Raw genomic sequence first — 22,448 nt, forward strand, 5'->3', positions numbered from 1 at the left:
GGATGAACCACGTTGTTATTTGAAGATACTATTGCAGCTATATCTACTCCAATTGGTGTTGGTGGGATTGGCATTATTAGAGTGAGTGGAAAAGAAACAATAGAAATTGTTGATAAAGTATTTAGAGCGGCCAATAAAAAATCTCTTAAGGAAGTGGATTCCCACACAATTACCTATGGACATATTGTAAGTGATAGTGGTAAAGTTCTAGATGAGGTACTAATCATGTTAATGAAAGGACCTAGAACTTTTACAAGAGAAGATATTATAGAAATTAACTGTCATGGTGGTCCAGTACCATTAAATGCAGTGTTAATGGAAGTTATTAAAGCTGGAGCAAGAATGGCTGATAATGGAGAGTTTACAAAAAGGGCTTTCTTAAATGGTCGTATAGATTTAGCACAAGTAGAAGCTATTATGGACATTATTGAATCTAAAACAGAACTTTCATTGTCACAAGCAGTTGGTCAGCTTGAAGGAAATTTGTCAAAAAAAATTAAGGAATACCAAGATACTTTAATTCAAGTGATAGCTAGAATTGAAGTATCTATTGACTATCCAGAATATGATGATGATGAGCCAATTACTAATGATTTCGAAGCTGAATTAAAAGACTTGCTAGAAGAATTACGAGAACTTTTAAGAACAGCTGATACAGGAAAAATGATTAGAGAAGGTGTTAAAACCGCTATTGTAGGTAGACCTAATGTTGGTAAGTCATCCTTGCTAAATGCCTTACTTGAAGAAAATAAAGCTATTGTTACTGATATTCCAGGTACTACAAGAGATGTAGTAGAAGCTTATTTAAATATTGATGGTATACCATTTCAATTACTAGATACAGCAGGAATTAGGGAGACAGAAGATATAGTAGAAAAGATAGGTGTAGAAAGATCTAAATCTTCTATTGAAGAAGCAGATTTAGTATTAATGTTAGTAGATAGTCATGTAGGACTTCTAGATAAAGATCAAGAGATATTAGAGCAAGTAAAAAATAAGCATGTTATTTATATTTTTAATAAAACTGATTTAGAGAGCAATATTACCCAGGAAATGTTAGAGACTCACTTTAGTAATGGTGAAGTTATAAAAGTTTCAGCTAAAGAGCAGTCAGGCCTTAATGAATTAAGACAAGCTATGAAGCATTTTGTGATTAAAGGTAGTGCCGCTGTTCATAATGAAGCTACCATTTCTAATCAAAGACAAAAACAATCTCTTATTAATGCAATTAAGAGTTTGGAAAAAGTAATAGATGCTATTGAATTAGGGCTTCCTGAAGATTGCTTAGCGATAGATTTACATGATGCATTCGGCCATCTGGGGATGATCGTAGGTGAATCGTTAAAGGAAGAGATTATTAATCAGTTATTTAGTAGATTTTGTTTAGGAAAGTAGGAGAGAAAAAATGTATGTTGCAGATAAAGTAGACATTGTTGTAATAGGAGGCGGTCATGCGGGTTGTGAAGCTGCACTTGCAGCAGCTCGTATGGGTAAGAAAACTATTATGTTTACAATGTCATTAGATAGCATTGCTATGATGCCATGTAATCCTAATGTAGGGGGAACTTCAAAAGGGCATTTAGTAAGAGAGATTGATGCGCTTGGTGGAGAAATGGGAAAGAATATTGATAGAACATATATTCAATCTCGTATGCTTAATACAGCTAAAGGACCAGCTGTACACTCACTTAGAGCACAAGCTGATAAAACTAAATATAGTCATGCAATGAAAAAAGTACTTGAAAACGTAGAAAAATTAATAATTAAACAACAGGAAGTTGTTGAAGTACAAGTAGAAGATGGTAAAGTAAAAGGTGTAGTAACTAATACAGGAGCAATATATGAATGTAAGGCAATTGTTTTAGCAGGAGGTACTTATGTACGTTCTAGATGTCTTACTGGTGAATGTATTGAATATACAGGTCCTAATGGTCTTAAAACTTCTAATAAGTTAAGCGAGGCTTTAAAAGAATTAGGTATTGAATTAAGACGTTTTAAAACAGGAACACCAGCGCGCGTTGATGCTAGAACAGTCGATTTTTCTAAGATGGAACCACAACACGGAGATGAACGCATTGTACCATTTTCTTTTGAAAACAAAGAAAAGGATATTAAAAGAGATCAATATCCTTGCTATTTAACTTATACAAATGAAAAAACACATCAAATTATTAGAGATAATTTACATCGTTCTCCAATGTATTCAGGTGTTATAGAAGGAACAGGGCCAAGATATTGTCCTTCAATTGAAGATAAAGTGGTACGTTTTGCAGATAAAGAGAGGCATCAAGTATTTATTGAGCCAGAAGGCGAAGATACAACAGAGATGTATGTTCAAGGGATGAGTTCATCTTTACCAGAAGAAGTACAAATTGCTATGCTTAGAACGCTTAAGGGACTCGAAAATGTTGAAGTAATGAGAATAGGTTATGCTATTGAGTATGATTGCATTAATCCAATGCAACTTAAACATTCACTTGAACTTAAAGCTATTGAAGGTTTCTTTAGTGCAGGACAAATGAATGGAAGTTCTGGTTATGAAGAAGCAGCAGCACAGGGACTTGTAGCAGGTATTAATGCAGCTTTAAAAGTAGATGGTAGTGACCCTATGATTATTGATAGATCTGAGGGATATATAGGTGTTCTAATAGATGATTTAGTAACCAAGGGAACTAAGGAACCTTATCGTATGATGACATCAAGAGCTGAATACAGATTACTTTTAAGGCAAGATAATGCAGACCTTCGTTTAACACAAAAAGGTTATGAAGCAGGTCTTATATCAGCGGGAAGATATGAACATTTTGCAGCTAAGAAATCAGCGATTGATGCCGAGCTTGAAAGATTAAAACATGTATATGTGGGAACAAGTGAAAAGGTACAAGCTATATTAGAGAAAAAAGGAAGTACACCTCTTCGTTCAGGTATTGCATTAGCTGAAATTTTAAAACGACCAGAGCTTGAATACGAAGATTTTACTGAAGTAGATACAGATAGACCAGATTTATCACTTGATGTTATTGAACAAGTTATGATTGAATTACGCTATGAAGGCTATATCACAAGACAAATGCGTCAAGTAGAGCAATTTAAAAAGCTAGAAAAAAGACTTATTCCAGCAGATATCAATTATGATGATGTCTATAGTTTAAGACTTGAAGCTAAACAAAAACTTGAACAAGTAAGACCTATTTCTATCGGTCAAGCTTCACGTATTTCAGGGGTTTCACCAGCTGATATTTCAATGTTATTAGTTTATTTAGAGCAAAGAAACCGCAGCCACAAAGATGAAAGTACTGAGAAAGAGGAAGTTTAATGAAACAATTATTATTAGATGGAGCAAAAGAATTAGGAATTAACCTAACTGAAACTCAATTAAATCAGTTCATAATGTACAAGTCATTGTTACAGGAATGGAATGAAAAGATGAATTTAACAGCTATTACAGAAGATAGAGAAGTAATGACAAAACACTTCCTAGATTGTATGACCATTCAAAAAGCAATTGACATGAATACTCAAAAAACAGTCATTGATATTGGAACAGGTGCAGGTTTTCCTGGTTTAGTCATTAAAATAGCATTTCCTCATTTAGAAGTAACCTTAGTTGATGCTTTAAAAAAACGATTAACTTTTTTAGAAGAAGTGATTAATCAATTAGGACTTAAAGGAATAAAATGTATTCATTCTAGAGCAGAGGATTTAGGTAAAAATAAAGCTTACCGTGAAGGATTTGATATCTGTGCTTCTAGAGCAGTAGCGAATTTAGCTGTGCTTAGTGAATATACTTTACCTTTTGTAAAAATAGATGGCTATCTTATGGCCCTAAAAGGTCAAAAGATAGAGGAGGAATTAGAGCAAGGGAAAAAAGCAATTAAAATATTAGGTGGTCAACTTGAAGAAGTTATTCATGCAGGCGTACCATTTACAGATCTAGATCATAAAATTGCTAAGATTAGAAAAGTAAAACCAACCGCGACTAAATATCCAAGAAAAGCAGGAGAACCGACAAAAGCTCCTCTTGGAGTATAAAATGTAACATGTAAAATTATAGACTATTAGTTATCAGGATAATAGTCTATAATTTTTTTATATAGGAACCTGCATCAGGGATAAAGATAATAGTCTAGAAGAATATATGATGTGGATAAATAAATAAAAAATAAGTTGTGGATAATAATAAAATCAAAGCTATAAAATTTATCAACAGGTATAAGATGATTAAAAAGTAAGGGGACTATATGGTTTTATCAAATACAAAGGATACAATGATGTTGGTTGTAACGGGGGATGAATTTCCAATAAGCAGGTAAGTTATTCTAGATACTTATATAAAATCCACAGAGAGATAAGTTACATAAGGAGAGGTTAAGAACACAACTAGGAAAAAATATTTTAAAAAATTAGGTGAATACCATACTGATAACATATATAAGTGAAGTAAATAAGATAAAACTTTCTAGCATCCCCAGCGCCAATTATCAGCTACTATTGTAGTCAGATCTAGCACTTGCGGTCAATATAAGTTGAAAAGAAAGATTGAGTAGCTTATTCCTCTATATTGTATTACCAGTTTCCAAAGTATGAAAGCTTTCGGGCCCATAACATATGGATAGCTTTTATGTACCCCTCCTTGGTAAATATTTTTTTTGAACTACCTTATATGTTTTGAAGATCTTCTGAAGGAAACTGAGGGGTATTCCTAAGGCCGATAGAAAAGATGTAAAAGTAGTGTTGACCAAGATACCAGGTTGGGTATTAAAATAAGCTTAAGTGCATATAAAAATGAACTTAGGCTTATTTGCAGTGTATATTTTAATAGATTTTTAGGCTATAACAGATACTATGGTCTGTTTTTGTTTATATCATATAAAAAAGTAGAAAAGTGTTCGACTTATTATATTATGGCTTTTATAGGTAAAATATGTTATACTGATAGATAGCAAAACTGTTATTTTAGAGGGGAGCAGAACTTAAATGCAAAAAGATTTAAAAATAGAACATGTTGCAATTGACCGCGTTATACCTAACCCATATCAACCTAGAAAGGTATTTAGTGATGCGGCATTACAAGAACTTGCAGATTCTATTTTAGAACATGGACTAATGCAACCTATTACAGTAAGAATGATAGGTAACTCCTATGAGCTTATTGCAGGAGAACGAAGATTAAAAGCATCTAAATTAGCTGGACTTGAAACTATACCTGCAGTAATTGTAGAAGTAACCACAAAAGATAGTGCTGTACTTGCTCTAATTGAAAATTTACAGCGTGAGAACTTAAATTTCCTAGAAGAGAGCCAAGCTTATCATAAAATTATGCAAGACTATGGTTATACCCAACAGGAATTGGCAGCAACATTAGGTAAAAATCAATCTACAGTAGCTAATAAACTAAGGGTATTAAAATTGTCTCCAATGGTTCAAAAATTACTAATAGAAAACAATTTAACAGAAAGACATGCAAGAGCACTGTTAAAGTTACCTAATGAAGAATATCAGTTAATGGCTTTAGAAAAGGTCATTAAACAGGAGCTTAATGTAAAAAGAACAGAACAAATCATTGAACAGATGCTAGTGGATATCACCAAAGAAGATATGATTAAACACAAAGCTAATCAAAAGGTAAAATCATATATAAGAGATATGAGATTAGTTACTAACACAATTACAGAAGCTGTTAATTTAATTCAAAAAGCAGGTGTAGATGCAAAATACACTATGAAAGAACATGCAGACAGCTATGAAATTAGAATTAAAATACCAATCAACCAATAGTTTACATAAAAATCATGCGACTTCTAGTTAGAATAGAAAGTCGCTTTTATTTTGAGTAAAAGATTAATTTAATCAAATGCTTAATATGTATTACTATAGGTAACAATAAGGCAATGAGGTATTTTATTTCTTGTAGATTTCAAATATGAGGAAGAGTTTAATGTAATGATAGAACAATGAGACTTATATTGAAAGGTAGAATGAATGGTTGCATTAAACAGATAAATAGGTATTGATCGCAGAAAAATAAGATAAAGACAATCACTAATTAAATTTGAAAGGCTATGAGTAATATGATGAGTAGGTTAATAGAAGATAATCTGTAATATAACTTGATATAATGTGTATATTTCGATAAAATATAATAATACATTGAGTGGACGAAGGAGAATATAAATGAAAGATTTTAAATTAGAGTTAGCCAAGCTTTTAAATACAAAAATTGATACATTATCAGTAGAAGAAATTTATAGCATGATTGAAGTACCTAATAATGTGGCTATGGGTGATTATGCATTTCCATGTTTTAAATTAGCTAAAGCTTTAAGAAAGGCACCTCCTATGATTGCAAAAGATATTGTAGATACTTTAGGTGAAATTGATTTTATAGAAAAAGCTGAGAACGTAAATGCTTATATTAACTTTTTCCTTAATAAATCTGTGTTTGTAAAAGAGATTTTATTAGCAGTATTAGCTGATAGAGAAAGTTATGGTTTGGCAAAAGAAAAGAATAAAGGAAATGTTGTTGTTGACTATTCTTCACCAAATATTGCGAAGCCATTTCATGTAGGACACTTGCGTTCGACAGTAATAGGTAACAGTTTATATCATATTTTTGAAGCATTAGGGTATAATTGCATAGGTGTTAATCATTTAGGTGACTGGGGAACACAGTTTGGTAAATTAATTGTAGCTTATAAGAAATATTCTAGTAAAGAAGAAGTTGAAGAAAAAGGTATTTCTGAGTTACTTAGAATTTATGTATTATTCCATGACGAAGCAAAAGAGCATCCTGAAATGGATCAAGAAGCAAGAAATTATTTTACAAAAATGGAACAAGGTGATGAAGAAGCATTAGCACTTTGGAAATGGTTTAAAGAAGTGAGTTTAAATGAATTTGAGAGAGTATATGAGATGCTAGGTGTAACTTTTGATAGTTACAATGGCGAAGCTTTTTATAATGATAAGATGGATGCAGTTATTAAAGACTTAGAAGATAAAGGACTTATTGAGATAAGTGAAGGTGCAAAAATCGTACGTTTAGATGAAGAGAATATGGCACCATGTTTAATTACTAAAAATGATGGTAGCTCATTATATGCTACTCGTGATATTACAGCAGCTAAATATCGTAAAGAAACTTATGATTTTAAAAAATGTATTTATGTTACTGCACTCCAACAAAATCTTCACTTTGCACAATGGTTTAAGGTGATTGAAAAAATGGAATGGGAGTGGGCAAAAGATTTAGTTCATGTACCATTCGGTATGGTAAGTATGGAAGGTGGTGCTAAATTATCTACCCGTTCTGGAAATGTTATTTTCTTAGAAGATATCTTAAAAGAAGCAGTAGATAAAACAAAGAAAATTATTGAAGAAAAAAATCCAGATCTTGATAATAAAGATGAAGTTGCAAATCAAGTAGGTATTGGTGCAGTTATTTTTGATGATATGTATAATAATATTATTAAAGACATTCAATTCTCATGGGAACGTGTTTTAGACTTCCAAGGAGAAACTGGTCCATACGTACAATATACTCATGCAAGGGCGTGTAGCTTACTTAAAAAAGCAGGATTAGATATTGATAATTTACCAGATCTTGAAATATCAGAATCAGCGATTGCAGATGATACTGTTTTAGCAGTAGCAAAAGAATTAGCTGATTTTAAAAATGTAATTGAATCAGCAGCAGCTAATTTTGAACCATCTTATATTGCAAGGTATGCAGTAGATTTAGCACAAGCTTTCAATAAATTTTATAATGAACAACCAATTCTAGTAGAAGATGAAGCAGTGAAAAATTCAAGATTAGCAGTTGTTATAGCTACAAAATATACTATTAAGAATGCGTTACACTTACTAGGAATTAAAGCACCTGTACAAATGTAATATTATGGCGAAAGGTAGAAAATCTAAGTCGGATTTTCTACCTTTTTTGATATGTTTCACGTGAAACATCTATGTTAATGTTTTTAAAATGTTTCACGTGAAACATATAGGAAGTAGATATTATCGAAAATAACAAAACAAAAGTAAATAGAAATTAAAACAGATATTTTCAAACATAATTAGCTAATAAAATGACTTGTTATAAATTAGTATCATTAATTACGCTAGTTCAGTATGAGAATAATTATAAAGTAATTTAGTTATAAATTATGAAATAGCATAACGAGAAAAATAGATTCTTCCTTTGTAATAAAATATATAATATGAAAGAATAGATAGTACTGAGAGATAAATATGGAAAACTTTATAAGTAAAACTTATCAAAATACTAGCATAAACAGTTTATAAAAAAACTATCCTATGATATACTTGATTAAAGAAGTACAGAAGAAACAGAAGGAGAATGTTATGGGTAAAATCATTGCAGTAGTTAACCAAAAAGGTGGAGTTGGAAAGACAACTACAGTTGTCAATTTAGCAGCTGCACTCGTTGAAAAAAAGAAAAAGGTTCTAATTGTAGATATTGACCCGCAAGGAAATGCAACAAGTGGTTGCGGTGTACTAAAAGGTCAAAACCAAGAAACAATATATGATATTTTAGTAAATGAAGCAAATATAAAAAATGTAATAAAAAAAGCAGAGCATGAAAATATATACATTATACCTTCCAATATGAATTTAGCAGGAACAGAAGTAGAGCTAGTAAACACAAAGCAACGTGAATTTATCCTTAAGAAACAGCTAGAGACAGTAAGCGATGAGTATGATTACATATTTATTGACTGCCCGCCAGCAGTTAATATCCTTACTATTAATGCTTTAACTGCTTCAAATTCTGTACTTATACCAATGCAGTGTGAGTATTACGCGTTAGAAGGGTTATCACAATTAGTACAGACTATTGGATTGGTAAAAAAGAATACGAATAATAAGTTGGTTTTAGAAGGAATTCTATTTACTATGTATGACAATAGAACTAACTTATCTTCACAAGTAGTAAAAGAAGTAAAAAATCATTTTAGTAGTACAGTATATAATACTAAAATTACAAGAAGTGTAAGATTAAGCGAAGCACCAAGTTTTGGTATGTCTTGTATTTGTTATGATCCAAAATCAAAAGGTTCAGAACAATATAGATCATTAGCAAAGGAATTTATAGAAAGGAACAAATAATAATGAAGCCACAAAGAGGATTAGGGAGAGGATTAAATGCGCTCTTGTCAGATGAAGCACTAAATATAACAGCAGAAGGCGAAGCAACAATTAAAATTGTAGATATCAATGATATTGAACCAAATTTTGGACAACCAAGAAAGAAATTTAGTGAAGAAGAATTACAAGAGTTAAGCCAATCTATATTAGAATATGGTGTCATACAGCCGCTCATTGTAAGAGAAAAAAATAATAAATATGAAATAGTAGCAGGAGAAAGACGTTATAGAGCTGCAAGATTAGCTGGTTTAACAGAGCTTCCTATTATTATTAAGCTCTTTTCTGATCAACAAACTCTAGAAGTTGCTTTGATTGAAAATATACAGAGAGAAGACCTTAATCCTATGGAATTAGCTTGTGCATACAGCTTATTAATGGAACGCTTTGATTTAACACAAGAACAAGTAGCTGATAAAGTAGGTAAAAGTAGAACAGCTGTAACTAATATCATGAGATTATTAAAATTAACGCCATATGTACAAGAAAAGTTAAGAGAAGATGCTATTAGCTATGGCCATGCGAGAGCTATTCTTGCGGTAAAAGATATAAAACTGCAAAAACAACTTACTGATTTAGTAATTGAAAAACAACTAAGTGTACGAGAAATAGAAAAATATATTCAAAACTTATCAAGTAATAAGGATAAAAAGAAAAAAGATAAAGAAAAAGAATTATACAATCCATTCTATAGAGAAATACAAGAAGACTTACAACGTGTTTTAGGAACAAAAGTAGCTATTTCTAAAGGGGCCAAAAAGGGGAAAATAGAAATAGAGTATTATTCAGATGAAGAATTATCTAGAATCATACAAATTATTAATGCTAATAAGTAAAATGAAAGAAGATGAGTAAGTGACATGGAACAAATAGAGTTACTATTAAATGATTATTTAATTTATATCGTATTAGGGTTAGGTTTATTAGTTATTATACTTATGATTTTAGTATGTGTTAATGCGGCTAAAATGAAAAAAATTCAGCGTAGGTATGAAATGTTTATGTCTAAAGAAGATATTAATTTAGAAGAACTGTTAGTCCAGTATACTAAGAAACTCAATGTTTTATTACAAAATGAAAAGGAAATGCAAACCTCTATTGAATATATGGAAAAAACCGTTAAGAATTGCGTTCAAAAAGTGGGAGTAGTGAGATATCAAGCTATTGCTAATATGGGGGCCGATCTATCATATACAGTAGCTTTATTAGATGAACAGAATGATGGATTAGTATTAAATGGAATCTATGGTAGAGATGGATGTTATACATATGCTAAACCAATCAATGGAGGTAAGTCTACTTATAATTTATCAGAGGAAGAAATTCAAGCAATAGAACAAGCAATGAATAAAAAGAGTATGTAATTCACATACTCTTTTCTTATAAAAGGATAAAGGAAAGTTAAAATGAATGGAATAACAAAAGTAAAACAAATATTCTTTAATAAACAGTTTATATGTTTTTTAATTATTGGATGTATCAATTCATTGAGTGGTATTGTTTTTTCGTGGTTTTATTCAGAAATCATGGGACCTATTATTGCCTTTATACCGGGTTATATAAGTGGAATTGTTGTGTCATATGTTTTAAATAGTGTATTTACCTTCAAAGAAGGATTCTCATTAGAGAAATTTATTAAATTTGCACTTTCTACAATTCCTAATTTCTTAATACAGTTTATTGCCGTCTTGATTATTGTTAATCTATTAGGGCTTCATAAATTGATTGCTTATGCATTAGCAGCTATAGTGGGTGTACCAGTGACTTTTATTATCTTAAAACTTTTTGTATTTATAAAAAGATAAGAGAGAAAAAGAGCTATAAAATGATTTAAATCATTTTATAGCTCTTTTTCTGATATATAATGAGTAATACGATAAGGATTGTTACTAAAATACTAAATAAATTGAACCATTTAATATTTAAGATACATAAGAAAAACATTAATAAAAGTAAAAAGAAGTGAAAAATACATATCATACGAATGATTTTAAAGGTATCTTTTTTTTCATACATATACCAAGTATATACAAGTAATATAATTTGCAAGATGATGAGAATAAGTATATAGAGCAATACATAGGTGGTCAAAGGTATATACCAGGGCGAAATAGGTATTTTAGAAGAAAAAAGGAAAAAAGATATACCTAACAACAAGTATTGCAGATAACGGCAGATGGTTAGATTCTTTGTTGAAAGCTTAGAATTCATTTAAATAGCCTTTCTAGATAAAGTAAGCATTAATAGACATCTAATCATGAATAATGTCATCTAAAAGTGAACGAATGTGGTCGTAATTAATAGTCCAACCAATACTTCCAGGGTTAATAACAATACCTGCAAAATTATTTTGAGATAAAACAAATTTCCATAACCATTCCGCAGGAACAGAGATTGTATTAATAGATTCCGTACACCAATTTTGAAGTTCAGTAGTAGTAGTAAAGGCTGGAAGGTATACTTCTCGCTCTTTGGTAGAGCAGATTAGTAAATGTAAATCATCATATTTACTAATAGTTATCTGAGTAGAATTTTCAGCAGAATTATCACTAGGGAAAAAGCCAATCAGGTAGTTAATGGTGTTTAAATAACTACCAAGCTTGTCTTGGTTTTCTTCAGTAGGATGATCTGCATAAATATTAAATAATTCATAAAATGTATCATTATGTAGTGGTAGATTAATATCTAAGGTAACGTGATTAGAGGTTTCAGGTGATGAATGATTAGGATTAAGATTATAAAAGTTATACATAGAAAGTCCCCTTTAATAAAATAAAATTTATATTTATCATAGCATATATAACGTAAAAATGGAATGTGAACCTTTATTTGGAATTTTGATTAGCCATAAATTCTTTAATATATGGAGAGGTAAGTAAAAGAGCGCCTGAAACAAGATAAATTATACTTATAATAAGAAGGATGAAACTACCTGAACTAGTATATTGTAAGAGTAGTATAATACTTGAAAAGGCAAGAATAACACATAATATCCATTTTGCCCAAGCATGACCTTTATAGCAGAATATGACTAAAGCAATCTCGATTAATAATCTAAAAATACCCTGACTAATAGTGTAGCTGATAAGACTCGGTTCTTTAAGGAATGTATAGATAGAAAAAACAGTAGATAGCAAATCAAATAAAATAGCGATACAGCCAATAGTAAGAAGCAAGTTTCTACCTTTAATTTCAGATTTCATAAAAGCCTCCTTGGATTATACAAAAGAATATAAATATATAAGTGTATCATAGCATAATTAGTGTGAAAATAGAATCAGATATAAGAAATATCAGAAAAAAAACTTATTATACAAGGACAATATTAATTAATTTGTATTATTGACGAAATAAATAATAGAAGAGTCAGTTAAAGAGATTTGGGGAGGTCTATTTTTGTATGAAAGCAAAAAAAGTAGCAGTTATCTCAGACCTTCATGCTAGCTTATCGATGCTAGATGCATTTATAAGTTATATAAATAAGCAAGATGTAGAGCTTATTTTAAATTTGGGGGATTATATCAGTAATGGGCCAAATCCATGTGAAGTATTTGATCGGATTTGGGTAGATAAAAGATTTATAAACATTAAAGGCTATGACGAAGATAGTCTATTTCATAGTGTAAAAAAATCAGAAGGAATTGCTCAAGGAGAATGGATAAGAAAAAAACTGGGTAAAGATAGATTAAAAAAAATAGAATTATCACCTAGTATAAAAATGATAAATATTAATAATAAGAAACTGTTAATGTGTCATATAAATGGATGGGCAGAAATTCTTCAAAAGTCAGCCCATCATATTATGGGAAAATTAAAAGATGAGGATTATAACTATATTTTAATGGGTGGAAGTCATAGACCAGAAATGACTTATCAAAATAAGATTTTTTTAAAAGGAAATGTTATTGATCCGGGGGCTATGACAAGTAGTGAAAATAGAGGAAATTTTGTTATATTAGATTTTAGTCAAGAGGAGCCTAATATCAGTTTTCATAGTCTATATGCAGAAAAAATTCATTTAAATCAAATAAATAGTAAAGAGCAAAGAGATATAATAAAAGAAGAAGTAGAAGAAAATACCTTAAAAGATACTCTACTTTATATACATGGAAAGAAGAAAAGTGGAGAGGTATATATAGACCAGGATGTTGTACAGAGAATACTAGAAATAGGATTAGAACAAAGTAAGTATATCTGTATTGGATGCTGGAACCATGAAAAGCAGATTATTAGAGAGTTATTATACTATCTTAAGTGTAGAAAAATAAAAGCATCTGAAGAGGGCTCTCAAGAATGGTATATAGGAGAAGTTACTGATCAGGTAAGGGAACTAGTATTAAATAGACGCTTATTACCATGTGGAAGATTAAAGTGGTTTGAAATATCCTTTCAAGATCATATTAATAGTACAGCACCATTATATAGTATCTATCATTACGGTAAAGAAGGATTTATAAAGAGATTATCATTGAAGGAATTATATAGTATGGAAGAGATGTTAAAAAGATATGATATTCCATATACTATACCAATAAACCAATAAATAGAAAAATTTATTATGAAGTAGACCCATTATTATAGAAGAGATATCCTAATTTTAAATTAGAATGTAAGACCTAGTTATTATGACAGTGGCCTACTTTTTATGTCTAAAAAAGACATTAAACTAAAAATATTGACAACTAAACAATAATAAGCTATCATCACTTTATGTAATATAAATACTGGATGAAGCTATACAGAAGAGTGGCCGTAAAGCCCACCGAAGGAGTAACACTCTCAGGTACTTATAAATATTATAAGTGGTGACTGCATAGCTGACAGTACTCTGGAGAGACTCAAGTTATGAGCGCCGAAGGGGCAAAAGCAATTTTGCTTAATCTCTCAGGCAAAAGGACAGAGCAGGCTATATTAATCATAATTAATTATTAATTAGGGATAAAGACATATTTTTTTAGAATAAATAATCAGTTTATTTATGGAAACAATAATGCTATAAGTTGATTAGAGTAGTAATCTTTACTTATAGTATTTCAGTTATTGAAAAGTATGGGATTAATATGGAAAGCAAGTCTATAAACTTAAGGAACTCCTCTTATTTTAAGGTTAATTAAAAGAAGGGAGTATTTTTTTATGGATTTATTAAAGGTGTTAAACACAATTAACGATTTTGTATGGGGACCACCATTATTGGTTCTATTAGTAGGAACAGGCATTTTATTAACTGTTAGATTAAAACTAATTCAAGTATTAAAATTACCAAAGGCCGCTAAACTTATCTTTAAAGCAGAAAATAAAGGGAGCGGAGATATTAATAGCTTTGCAGCTCTATGTACAGCTTTAGCTGCAACTGTAGGAACTGGAAATATTGTAGGGGTTGCTACAGCTATTGGTACAGGTGGCCCAGGAGCATTATTTTGGATGTGGATAGCAGCCTTTTTTGGAATGGCAACTAAATATGCGGAAGGTGTACTTGCTATTAAGTATAGAACAGTAGATGCAAATGGTCAGATTTCAGGTGGACCGATGTATTACATAGAAAAGGGACTTGGGAGGAAATTTAAACCATTAGCGATTTTCTTTGCAGTAAGTGGTATTTTAGTAGCTTTATTGGGAATAGGTACATTTTCACAAGTGAACTCGATTTCTACAAGTATTAATATGGTAGCTGGTATTGATGTTTACGTAGGAAATATAATAGTAAGCATGTTAGACCAATTACATATTTTATCAGGAACAAGAGAATGGATTGCAACAAATGGTTTTCCTGTTATTAGTATGGTAGTAGCCATACTTGTAGCTATTATTGTTTTTGGTGGCATTAAAAGTATCTCAAAAGTATCAGAAAAAGTTGTACCAGTGATGGCTATTGTATATATTTTCTTATCAGGTATTATTTTAGGTGTGAACTATCAAAGTATTTTACCAGCATTAGGAGAAGTATTTACTGGAGCTTTTTCAGGAAGAGCAGCCGTAGGAGGTTTCTTAGGAGCAACCATGGCTAAAGCTATACAAAAAGGGATTGCTAGAGGTGTGTTTTCGAATGAATCAGGTCTTGGTAGTGCGCCTATTGCAGCGGCAGCAGCAAAAACAGAGTGGCCTGCTGAACAAGGGCTTATTTCTATGACAGGAACATTTATTGATACAATTATTATTTGTACATTAACAGGTCTTACTATTCTTGTTACTGGGACATGGTGTCAAGAAGGTATAGAAGGAGCAGCAGTAACACAAGCAGCCTTTTTACAAGTATTTCCTAAAACAGGATCAATACTTATTACGATTTGTTTAACCTTGTTTGCATTTACAACTATACTAGGATGGTGCTATTACGGGGAACGTTGTTTAGAATATTTAGCTGGTGTAAAAGGAATTAATATCTATCGTTGGGTATTCATTGGCATGCTGGCTATTAGTGGTTTCTTAAAATTACAAGAAATCTGGGCTTTAGCTGATATTGTAAATGGACTTATGGCATTTCCAAATCTTATTGGTTTAATAGGTCTCTCTGGGGTAGTAGTAACTGAGACAAGACTTTATATGGAACATTTGAAAAAACAGGAGATAAAAGAATCGCAAAGCAAAGTAGCATAAAGAGTTAAAAATAAAATCAAGGGATTATGATAAAATTCATAATCCCTTGATTTTATTTTTGGATTTAAATATTGAGTTAATCTTATATTTATATGAAATTGGAGGACATATGATTTTATTTATATTAGAGGAGAACTATTAGAAGCACATTATAACGATATTAATATAAGTTCAAAATAAAATAAAAAAGTGTTGACAATTTAAAAAGGGAGTCATATTATTGTATTAAGTAATTAATACAGTAAGGAGGTAACACAATGCCATGGGACTTTGATAATAGCAAACCTATTTATATACAATTAGTAGAAGAATTAAAACTAAGAGTTATATCAGGGCGGCTAGCAGCAGGTAGTAAACTTGATTCTGTAAGGGACCTAGCAGAGGAAGCGGGAGTTAATCCTAATACCATGCAAAGAGCATTAGCAGAATTAGAAAGAGATCAATTAGTGTATAGTCAAAGGACAAGTGGGCGTTTTGTGACAGAGGATATGGAATTAATAAAAACCATGAGAAACCAATATGCAACCACTAAAATTAAAGAAGTAACAGTAGCACTATTACAACTAGGCTATACCAAGGAAGAACTTTTAAAATTGATTGAAGAAGACTTAAAAGAGCAAGAAGAGAAAAAGATAGAATATATATAAAATTCATAAGTAAGGGTTTTGGCATAAAAAGAATTAGAGGAGGCAGTTAAATGAGTGAGCTTTTAAAGTTAGAAAAAGTGAGTAAACAATATGCTCATAAAGAAGCACTTAAGAGCGTAGATATTACCATACCACCTGGTAAAATAGTGGGGTTACTTGGGCCAAATGGTAGCGGTAAAAGTACAATGATCAAGTTAATTAATGGATTACTAGAGCCTACATCAGGAATGGTAACTATAAATGGATATAAACCAGGGATTGAAACTAAAAAAGTAGTGGCATATTTACCAGAGAGAACTTATCTTAACAACTGGATGACAGTAGAAGATTTATTAAACTTCTTTAGTGATTTTTATAGTGACTTTGATATGAATCGAGCACTAGATATGTTTGATAAGTTAAATATTGATTTAAAAGCTAAGTTAAAAACAATGTCTAAAGGAACTAAAGAAAAAGTACAACTTATTTTAGTCATGTCAAGGAAAGCAGAGCTTTATATTTTGGATGAACCTATTGGTGGCGTTGACCCAGCTGCTAGAGATTATATTATTAAAACAATTATTAAAAACTACTCTGATACAAGTTCTATTTTAATCGCGACTCATTTAATTCAAGAGATAGAAAATATTTGTGATGAGGTTATATTCTTATCAAAAGGCGAAGTAGTACTAAAAGGTAATGTAGATGAGATTAGAGAGGAAAAAGGTAAGTCAATTGATGCCCTCTTTAGGGAGGTATTTGTATGCTAGGAAAATTATTAAAGTATGAATTTAAAGCTACTTCGAGAACATTTTTACCTATTTATGGTGCATTAATACTAGTAGCTTTAGGGAATCGTCTATTTAGAATGGGAAATATAAATTTAGGATTTGGGTTAACGACTGCAATACTAGTAGGCTTGTTTGTGGCTCTTGGTGTATTAACACTTATGGTGACAATACAAAGATTTAATAGAAATTTATTAGGTGATGAAGGGTACTTAATGTTTACTTTACCTGTAGGGCCTAATCAATTAATTTTTTCTAAGCTTATAACAACTGTTATTTGGGGAATTTTAAGTGGAATTGTAGGAGGAATGACATTTGTTATATTAATGGGTGACTATCAAGTATTTAGAGAATTTATAAATGCATGGCCTGAGTTATGGAATGAGCTAATGAAAGGAATACAAACAGAGTTTAATGGGCAAGTAGCATTAGTATTAGTTGCTATTCCGGTAATAGGGATACTTTCTTATATAGAAGGCATATTGATGATTTATTTAGCATTAGCGACAGGGCAATTGCCAATATTTTCAAGGTACAGAGGAATCATTTCTTTTATAGCATTTTTTATTCTTAATAGTGTATTACAATTAATAACCGGGCTAATTGGGAATTTCATACCATTTGAAACTATGTCTAGTACGACAACTTTAATGGTTGTTATGAGTGGAATAATGGTATTAGATGTAGCATTATTTATGGGAATTAATTATATAGTAAGTAAGCATTTAAATCTAGAATAAGGTATAGTATAAATAGAGTACTTATATAAAGCTAGCTAGATGCTGAGGGGGAAATAGAATGGAAAAAAGAGAATATAGCTGTCCTAAATGTCAATGTAGTACGTACGAAAGTGATCAGTTCCAAGCTACAGGTGGTAACTTTGCAAAAATATTTGATGTACAAAATAAAAAGTTTGTTACCATAAGTTGTACAAAATGTGGATATACAGAGCTTTATAAAGCACAGACTTCAGATGGATGGAATATCTTAGATTTCTTCACGAACTAAATAGAATAATAAAGATTAAATATCTAAAAAAGTGATATCCTAAGCAAATAGCAAGGATATCACTTTTTTTGTTATCAATAATTATTTTTTATATAGGGTTTTAAATCTTTCCATAGCTTCTACTGTATTATCAGCATCACCAAATGCTGTTAAGCGGAAGTAACCTTCACCATTAGAACCAAAACCAGCACCAGGTGTTCCAACTACAGCAATCTCATTCAAGAGGTAATCAAAGAAATCCCATGACTTCATATTATTTGGACACTCGAGCCAAATATATGGAGAATTATCACCACCATAATAAGTGATGCCACATTCCTCCATAGTAGCAGCAATAGTACGTGCATTTTTCATATAGTAATCAATGTTTTCTTTAATTTGTTTTTGACCCTCTTCAGTAAAGACAGCAGCAGCACCTTTTTGAATAATATAAGGTACACCATTGAATTTAGTTGTTTGCCTTCTAAGCCAAAGCTTATTTAAGCTTACAGCATCACCATCAACGGAAAAAGCAGTAAGTGATTTAGGTACCATTGTATAACCACAACGCGTACCTGTAAAACCAGCTGTTTTAGATAAACTGCAGAATTCAATAGCACATTCTTTAGCACCTTCGATTTCATAGATGCTTTTTGGAAGAGAAGGATCATTAATGAAACATTCATAAGCTGCATCATACAGGATAACAGCACTATTTTCATTAGCATAGTTAACCCAAGCTGTTAATTGTTCTTTATTATAGACAGATCCAGTTGGGTTATTTGGTGAACATAAGTAGATAAGATCTGGGGCGATTTCATCATCAGTTGGTGGCATAGGGCAAAAGTTATTTGTAGCATTAGAATCTAAATAAACAATATCTCTTCCAGCCATAATATTTGTATCAACATATACAGGATATACAGGATCTGGAATCATAACAATATTCTCATTTCCAAAAATATCTGTAATGTTACCAACATCACTTTTAGCACCATCACTAATAAATATTTCATCTGATGATAAATCTACACCGTGACTTTTATAGTAGGACTGAACAGCATCATGAAGAAAACTATAACCTTGTTCAGGTCCATATCCTTTAAAAGTCTCTTTTTGGCCCATTTCATCAACTGCATCATGCATTGCTTTAAGTACAGCTGGAACTAAAGGGCGAGTAACGTCGCCTATACCCATGCGAATAATTTTTTTATCAGGGTGAGCTGCTACGTATTCATTTACCTTTTTTGCAATAGTAGAGAATAAGTAGCTATCTTGTAATTCTAAATATTGATCATTAATAAATGCCATTTTAAGCCTCCTCGTATTCTATAGTACCCTCAAAGGCCTTAGTAGCAGGTCCTTTCATTAAGACAGTACCATCTTCCTTATAGGTGATTTTTAAGTCACCTCCACGTAATTTAACAGTAATTTCTTCATTGATTTTGCAGTAGCCATTTAAAACACAGCTTACAGCAACAGCACATGCGCCTGTTCCACAAGCCCAAGTTTCTCCAGAACCTCTTTCCCAAACACGCATTTTAACAGTGCTATCATCTATTATTTGCACAAACTCTGTGTTTATTCTTTCAGGAAAGAGTGGATTAAATTCAAATTTGGGTCCAATACTTTCTAAAGATAATAGGTCTACATCTTCGCAGTAAACTACTACATGAGGATTACCCATTGAAACACAAGTACCATAATAAATTTCATTATCAATAGAGATAGGTGTATTAATAAAGGTTTCTTGATCAGAGATAACAGGAATATCTTGTGGTTTAAGAATAGCTTTTCCCATATCAACCTCTACATAAACCACCTTTCCATCTTCGACTGTAAGTGTAAGATATTTAATACCACTTAAAGTTTCGAGAGAAATATTTTTTTTATCAGTATAACCTGTTTCATATACAAATTTGCCAATACATCTAGTAGCATTGCCACACATTTTACCTTCTGAGCCATCTGCATTAAACATACGCATTCTAAAATCAGCTATTTCAGAAGGTAGAATGATTACTAATCCATCTGAACCTATGCCAAAATGGCGGTCACTAATAAATTCAGAAAATGCATTGGGATCTTTTAGTGTTTGTTTGAAACCATCTACATAAACATAGTCATTGCCTATGCCATGCATTTTAGTAAAATTAATTTTCATGTCTTCACATCCCTACATTATATTTCATACGTTTTAAGAATATTATCTGCCACTGCACGCGGTGCAATACGCAGGTCCATAGCTTGTTTTTGTATATACCTGTGAGCTTGTTTTTCATCTAGACCTAGGTATTTGATAAGACAAAACTTGGCACGTTCAATGACTTTTACATCATCCACCTTACGTTTAAGTGCTTGGTTTTGTTCACGTAAAGTAGCAATGATTTGTTTTGAATTTAATACAAACGGTATTGTTTGCAATAAGACTTGGCGATTAATAGGCTTTCCTACTACAAATGCGCCTGTAACAGAAACTTTATCTTGTACTTGCTCCTTGATGTCTGATTTAACTAGTAAAAGAATGGCAGATAAAGATTTTTCAGCTATATCTAAAGCAAGATCTGTACCAAATTCATCGCTTAAAGGAGTATTAATAATAGTGAGGTCAAAATCCATATAATCAAACTTTCTTCTTGCTTCACCACCGGAAGCAGCGTAGTCGTAACTAGAAAAATCAAGAGGTTTGATAATATCGAATAAGGTGTCTGAAGACTCTTTTTGGGTCGAAATAATTAAGACCTTTTCCACGGTTCCAGCTCCTTTACAATAGTTTCACAATGCCTCTTTTCCTAAAGATAGTTTTGAATTTCCCACTGATGTACGGTCTGATTGTAGTCATTCCATTCTTTAGTCTTTTCTGCTAAGTAACTATCAAAGAGATGTTCACCCAGTATGTTTTTAACAAATTCACTTTGTTTCATGCATAATAGAGCATCATTTAAATTAGCTGGTAATAAATTAATTTCTTTACATAAAAGTTCTGTTGGAGACATTTCATAAGCATTTTCTGTAAGAGCAGGAGGAAGTACTAATTGTTTATCAATACCCTCTAAGCCAGCAGCTAACATAAGCGCTAGAGTAAGGTATGGATTACACATAGAATCAGGGCTACGGAGTTCGATACGATTGTGACCATGCATGGTAGCAGGCACTCGAATTAAGCAAGAACGATTTTTATAAGACCAAGCAATATGTCTAGGAGCTTCAAAGCCAGAAGCAATACGTTTGTAGGAGTTGACAATAGGATTACTAATGGCAGTCATTTCTTTAATATGTGTTAAAATACCAGCTATAAATTGTTCAGCAATAACTGGAAGGGTACCATTTTGTTTGCTCGTAAAAATGTTTTCACCATTTTTAAAGAGTGACATATTAATATGCATACCTGAACCACTGGTATTCATGAGAGGTTTTGGCATGAAAGTAGCATGAAGACCGTTACGACCAGCAATGGTTTTAACAACAGTCTTAAAGGATAATATATTATCAGCAGATTCTAACACACTATCGTATTTAAAATCTATTTCATGTTGACCAAGAGCGGATTCATGATGAGAAGATTCAATTTCAAATCCCATTTGTTCAAGTGTTAAGCAGATTTCACGCCTCGTATTTTCACCCTGATCTAGAGGAGCAATATCAAAATAAGTAGCTTTGTCAGTAGTTTCTAGTGTAGGATTTCCTTCTGCATCTGTTTTAAATAAAAAGAACTCGCATTCAGCGCCTACTTTAAAAACAAAGCCTTTTTCTTTTGCCTTTTCAATAATACGTTTTAGTATATAGCGACTATCTCCCTCGAAGGTTTTTCCCTCAGAAGTCTTTATATCGCAGAAAAATCTAGCTACCTTACCATGTTGAGGACGCCAAGGAAGAATACAAAGGGTAGTAGGATCCGGGAATAAAAATAACTCTGAATCTTCAATAGGAGTAAAACCAGTAATTGATGAAGCATCAAAGGCTACACCTTCATCGAAGGCTTTGCTAAGTTGGTTCGAAGTAATAGAGATATTTTTAAGTTCTCCAAGTAAATCACAAAACTGAAGTCTAATAAATTTAACATCATTTTCTTCAATAAATCTTAAAGCGCCAAGCTTATTATAAGACATAAATCATTCCTCCTTATATCTTTATCGACTTACCTAAATAGTTAACAACATTTTAAGTGATTTAGTAGGACGTGTAAAGTAAATTATATTTTCAGCTAAAAATTTTAGAAGCATTATTTCTTTACACTTTTCTTACTAGGTAAATAAAAAGCAACAGGAAATAATAAATTATAGAATGCATATTT

Annotated in this window: 21 protein-coding genes and 1 riboswitch; of the genes, 15 read left to right on the forward strand and 6 right to left on the reverse strand. The window is 31.5% G+C overall.

Annotated elements, in window-relative coordinates; translation table 11 throughout:
* Positions 1 to 12: 12 nt before the first annotated feature.
* The 9 genes from mnmE to QTL86_RS18440 all read left to right on the forward strand — a co-directional run bounded on the left by mnmE (position 13) and on the right by QTL86_RS18440 (position 10,964).
* Complete coding sequence (gene mnmE / locus QTL86_RS18400; RefSeq protein ID WP_127065080.1) at positions 13 to 1,395, forward strand: tRNA uridine-5-carboxymethylaminomethyl(34) synthesis GTPase MnmE; 1,383 nt, start codon at positions 13 to 15, stop codon at positions 1,393 to 1,395.
* A 10-nt stretch (positions 1,396 to 1,405) separates the two neighbouring features.
* A complete protein-coding gene (mnmG, locus tag QTL86_RS18405; protein ID WP_127065079.1) occupies positions 1,406 to 3,316 on the forward strand; it encodes a tRNA uridine-5-carboxymethylaminomethyl(34) synthesis enzyme MnmG in 1,911 nt (636 codons plus the stop codon).
* On the forward strand, positions 3,316 to 4,032 hold the full coding sequence (gene rsmG, locus QTL86_RS18410) for a 16S rRNA (guanine(527)-N(7))-methyltransferase RsmG (RefSeq protein WP_127065078.1): 717 nt from the start codon (positions 3,316 to 3,318) through the stop codon (positions 4,030 to 4,032). Before mnmG ends, rsmG begins: the two co-directional genes overlap by 1 nt.
* Positions 4,033 to 4,977: 945 nt before the next feature.
* Entirely contained in the window at positions 4,978 to 5,778 is an 801-nt protein-coding gene (gene noc / locus QTL86_RS18415; protein WP_127065077.1) for a nucleoid occlusion protein, read from the forward strand.
* Between the two features lie 396 nt (positions 5,779 to 6,174).
* Positions 6,175 to 7,890 (forward strand): arginine--tRNA ligase, encoded by a 1,716-nt coding sequence (argS, locus tag QTL86_RS18420; protein WP_410495669.1) that lies wholly within the window; start codon positions 6,175 to 6,177, stop codon positions 7,888 to 7,890.
* Positions 7,891 to 8,358: 468 nt separating this feature from the next.
* Positions 8,359 to 9,123, forward strand: coding sequence for a ParA family protein (locus tag QTL86_RS18425; protein ID WP_410495670.1), 765 nt, complete (start codon positions 8,359 to 8,361; stop codon positions 9,121 to 9,123).
* A 2-nt stretch (positions 9,124 to 9,125) separates the two neighbouring features.
* Complete coding sequence (locus QTL86_RS18430) at positions 9,126 to 9,995, forward strand: ParB/RepB/Spo0J family partition protein (RefSeq protein WP_127065074.1); 870 nt, start codon at positions 9,126 to 9,128, stop codon at positions 9,993 to 9,995.
* 24 nt (positions 9,996 to 10,019) lie between these two features.
* Positions 10,020 to 10,523 (forward strand): DUF4446 family protein, encoded by a 504-nt coding sequence (locus tag QTL86_RS18435; RefSeq protein WP_410495671.1) that lies wholly within the window; start codon positions 10,020 to 10,022, stop codon positions 10,521 to 10,523.
* 42 nt (positions 10,524 to 10,565) lie between these two features.
* Entirely contained in the window at positions 10,566 to 10,964 is a 399-nt protein-coding gene (locus tag QTL86_RS18440) for a GtrA family protein (protein WP_410495672.1), read from the forward strand.
* A gap of 446 nt (positions 10,965 to 11,410) precedes the next feature.
* Here the strand turns inward: QTL86_RS18440 and QTL86_RS18445 are convergent, their stop codons facing one another.
* Positions 11,411 to 11,911 (reverse strand): SseB family protein, encoded by a 501-nt coding sequence (locus tag QTL86_RS18445; protein WP_127065071.1) that lies wholly within the window; start codon positions 11,909 to 11,911, stop codon positions 11,411 to 11,413.
* Positions 11,912 to 11,984: 73 nt separating this feature from the next.
* Positions 11,985 to 12,362 carry a hypothetical protein gene (locus tag QTL86_RS18450; RefSeq protein WP_127065070.1) on the reverse strand — a complete coding sequence of 126 codons (378 nt, stop codon included), beginning with the start codon at positions 12,360 to 12,362 and terminating at the stop codon, positions 11,985 to 11,987.
* Positions 12,363 to 12,559: 197 nt separating this feature from the next.
* Between QTL86_RS18450 and QTL86_RS18455 the strand changes: the two genes are divergently transcribed.
* The 6 genes from QTL86_RS18455 to QTL86_RS18480 all read left to right on the forward strand — a co-directional run bounded on the left by QTL86_RS18455 (position 12,560) and on the right by QTL86_RS18480 (position 18,175).
* Complete coding sequence (locus QTL86_RS18455) at positions 12,560 to 13,702, forward strand: metallophosphoesterase family protein (protein WP_410495673.1); 1,143 nt, start codon at positions 12,560 to 12,562, stop codon at positions 13,700 to 13,702.
* A gap of 275 nt (positions 13,703 to 13,977) precedes the next feature.
* Positions 13,978 to 14,069, forward strand: a riboswitch (glycine riboswitch).
* A gap of 223 nt (positions 14,070 to 14,292) precedes the next feature.
* Positions 14,293 to 15,753 carry an alanine/glycine:cation symporter family protein gene (locus tag QTL86_RS18460; protein WP_410495674.1) on the forward strand — a complete coding sequence of 487 codons (1,461 nt, stop codon included), beginning with the start codon at positions 14,293 to 14,295 and terminating at the stop codon, positions 15,751 to 15,753.
* Between the two features lie 257 nt (positions 15,754 to 16,010).
* The gene (locus QTL86_RS18465) at positions 16,011 to 16,400 is read left to right on the forward strand and encodes a GntR family transcriptional regulator (RefSeq protein WP_127065067.1); all 390 of its coding nucleotides are present in this window, start codon (positions 16,011 to 16,013) and stop codon (positions 16,398 to 16,400) included.
* 50 nt (positions 16,401 to 16,450) lie between these two features.
* Positions 16,451 to 17,149, forward strand: coding sequence for an ABC transporter ATP-binding protein (locus tag QTL86_RS18470; RefSeq protein ID WP_127065066.1), 699 nt, complete (start codon positions 16,451 to 16,453; stop codon positions 17,147 to 17,149).
* Positions 17,143 to 17,907, forward strand: a complete 765-nt coding sequence (locus QTL86_RS18475) for a hypothetical protein (protein ID WP_410495675.1) — start codon at positions 17,143 to 17,145, stop codon at positions 17,905 to 17,907. The genes QTL86_RS18470 and QTL86_RS18475 overlap by 7 nt, the downstream gene beginning before the upstream one ends.
* A gap of 58 nt (positions 17,908 to 17,965) precedes the next feature.
* Positions 17,966 to 18,175, forward strand: a complete 210-nt coding sequence (locus QTL86_RS18480) for a zinc ribbon domain-containing protein (protein ID WP_013659191.1) — start codon at positions 17,966 to 17,968, stop codon at positions 18,173 to 18,175.
* A gap of 81 nt (positions 18,176 to 18,256) precedes the next feature.
* Here QTL86_RS18480 and QTL86_RS18485 read toward each other — a convergent pair whose 3' ends face one another.
* From QTL86_RS18485 to glnA, 4 genes are read right to left on the reverse strand one after another with little or no spacing between them, the layout of a single operon-like run.
* Positions 18,257 to 19,465: an LL-diaminopimelate aminotransferase gene (locus QTL86_RS18485; RefSeq protein WP_410495676.1), complete on the reverse strand. Its 1,209-nt coding sequence runs from the start codon at positions 19,463 to 19,465 to the stop codon at positions 18,257 to 18,259.
* A 1-nt stretch (position 19,466) separates the two neighbouring features.
* The gene (dapF, locus tag QTL86_RS18490; RefSeq protein ID WP_410497319.1) at positions 19,467 to 20,312 is read right to left on the reverse strand and encodes a diaminopimelate epimerase; all 846 of its coding nucleotides are present in this window, start codon (positions 20,310 to 20,312) and stop codon (positions 19,467 to 19,469) included.
* Positions 20,313 to 20,335: 23 nt separating this feature from the next.
* Positions 20,336 to 20,905 carry an ANTAR domain-containing response regulator gene (locus QTL86_RS18495; RefSeq protein ID WP_410495677.1) on the reverse strand — a complete coding sequence of 190 codons (570 nt, stop codon included), beginning with the start codon at positions 20,903 to 20,905 and terminating at the stop codon, positions 20,336 to 20,338.
* 41 nt (positions 20,906 to 20,946) lie between these two features.
* A complete protein-coding gene (gene glnA, locus QTL86_RS18500) occupies positions 20,947 to 22,263 on the reverse strand; it encodes a type I glutamate--ammonia ligase (RefSeq protein WP_127065062.1) in 1,317 nt (438 codons plus the stop codon).
* Positions 22,264 to 22,448: the final 185 nt, after the last annotated feature.

Source organism: Cellulosilyticum sp. ST5 (genome assembly GCF_046529625.1).
Taxonomy (GTDB): domain Bacteria; phylum Bacillota; class Clostridia; order Lachnospirales; family Cellulosilyticaceae; genus Cellulosilyticum; species Cellulosilyticum lentocellum.

Bases quoted from the DNA above. Each gene is read 5' to 3' on its own strand.
- QTL86_RS18430 (WP_127065074.1), top strand. From the start codon at position 9,126: ATGAAGCCACAAAGAGGATTAGGGAGAGGATTAAATGCGCTCTTGTCA.
- QTL86_RS18435 (WP_410495671.1), top strand. From the start codon at position 10,020: ATGGAACAAATAGAGTTACTATTAAATGATTATTTAATTTATATCGTA.
- QTL86_RS18455 (WP_410495673.1), top strand. From the start codon at position 12,560: ATGAAAGCAAAAAAAGTAGCAGTTATCTCAGACCTTCATGCTAGCTTA.
- QTL86_RS18460 (WP_410495674.1), top strand. From the start codon at position 14,293: ATGGATTTATTAAAGGTGTTAAACACAATTAACGATTTTGTATGGGGA.
- argS (WP_410495669.1), top strand. From the start codon at position 6,175: ATGAAAGATTTTAAATTAGAGTTAGCCAAGCTTTTAAATACAAAAATT.
- QTL86_RS18440 (WP_410495672.1), top strand. From the start codon at position 10,566: ATGAATGGAATAACAAAAGTAAAACAAATATTCTTTAATAAACAGTTT.
- QTL86_RS18485 (WP_410495676.1), bottom strand. From the start codon at position 19,465: ATGGCATTTATTAATGATCAATATTTAGAATTACAAGATAGCTACTTA.
- QTL86_RS18450 (WP_127065070.1), bottom strand. From the start codon at position 12,362: ATGAAATCTGAAATTAAAGGTAGAAACTTGCTTCTTACTATTGGCTGT.
- QTL86_RS18445 (WP_127065071.1), bottom strand. From the start codon at position 11,911: ATGTATAACTTTTATAATCTTAATCCTAATCATTCATCACCTGAAACC.
- noc (WP_127065077.1), top strand. From the start codon at position 4,978: ATGCAAAAAGATTTAAAAATAGAACATGTTGCAATTGACCGCGTTATA.
- QTL86_RS18470 (WP_127065066.1), top strand. From the start codon at position 16,451: ATGAGTGAGCTTTTAAAGTTAGAAAAAGTGAGTAAACAATATGCTCAT.
- QTL86_RS18425 (WP_410495670.1), top strand. From the start codon at position 8,359: ATGGGTAAAATCATTGCAGTAGTTAACCAAAAAGGTGGAGTTGGAAAG.
- QTL86_RS18480 (WP_013659191.1), top strand. From the start codon at position 17,966: ATGGAAAAAAGAGAATATAGCTGTCCTAAATGTCAATGTAGTACGTAC.
- rsmG (WP_127065078.1), top strand. From the start codon at position 3,316: ATGAAACAATTATTATTAGATGGAGCAAAAGAATTAGGAATTAACCTA.
- glnA (WP_127065062.1), bottom strand. From the start codon at position 22,263: ATGTCTTATAATAAGCTTGGCGCTTTAAGATTTATTGAAGAAAATGAT.
- QTL86_RS18475 (WP_410495675.1), top strand. From the start codon at position 17,143: ATGCTAGGAAAATTATTAAAGTATGAATTTAAAGCTACTTCGAGAACA.
- mnmG (WP_127065079.1), top strand. From the start codon at position 1,406: ATGTATGTTGCAGATAAAGTAGACATTGTTGTAATAGGAGGCGGTCAT.
- QTL86_RS18465 (WP_127065067.1), top strand. From the start codon at position 16,011: ATGCCATGGGACTTTGATAATAGCAAACCTATTTATATACAATTAGTA.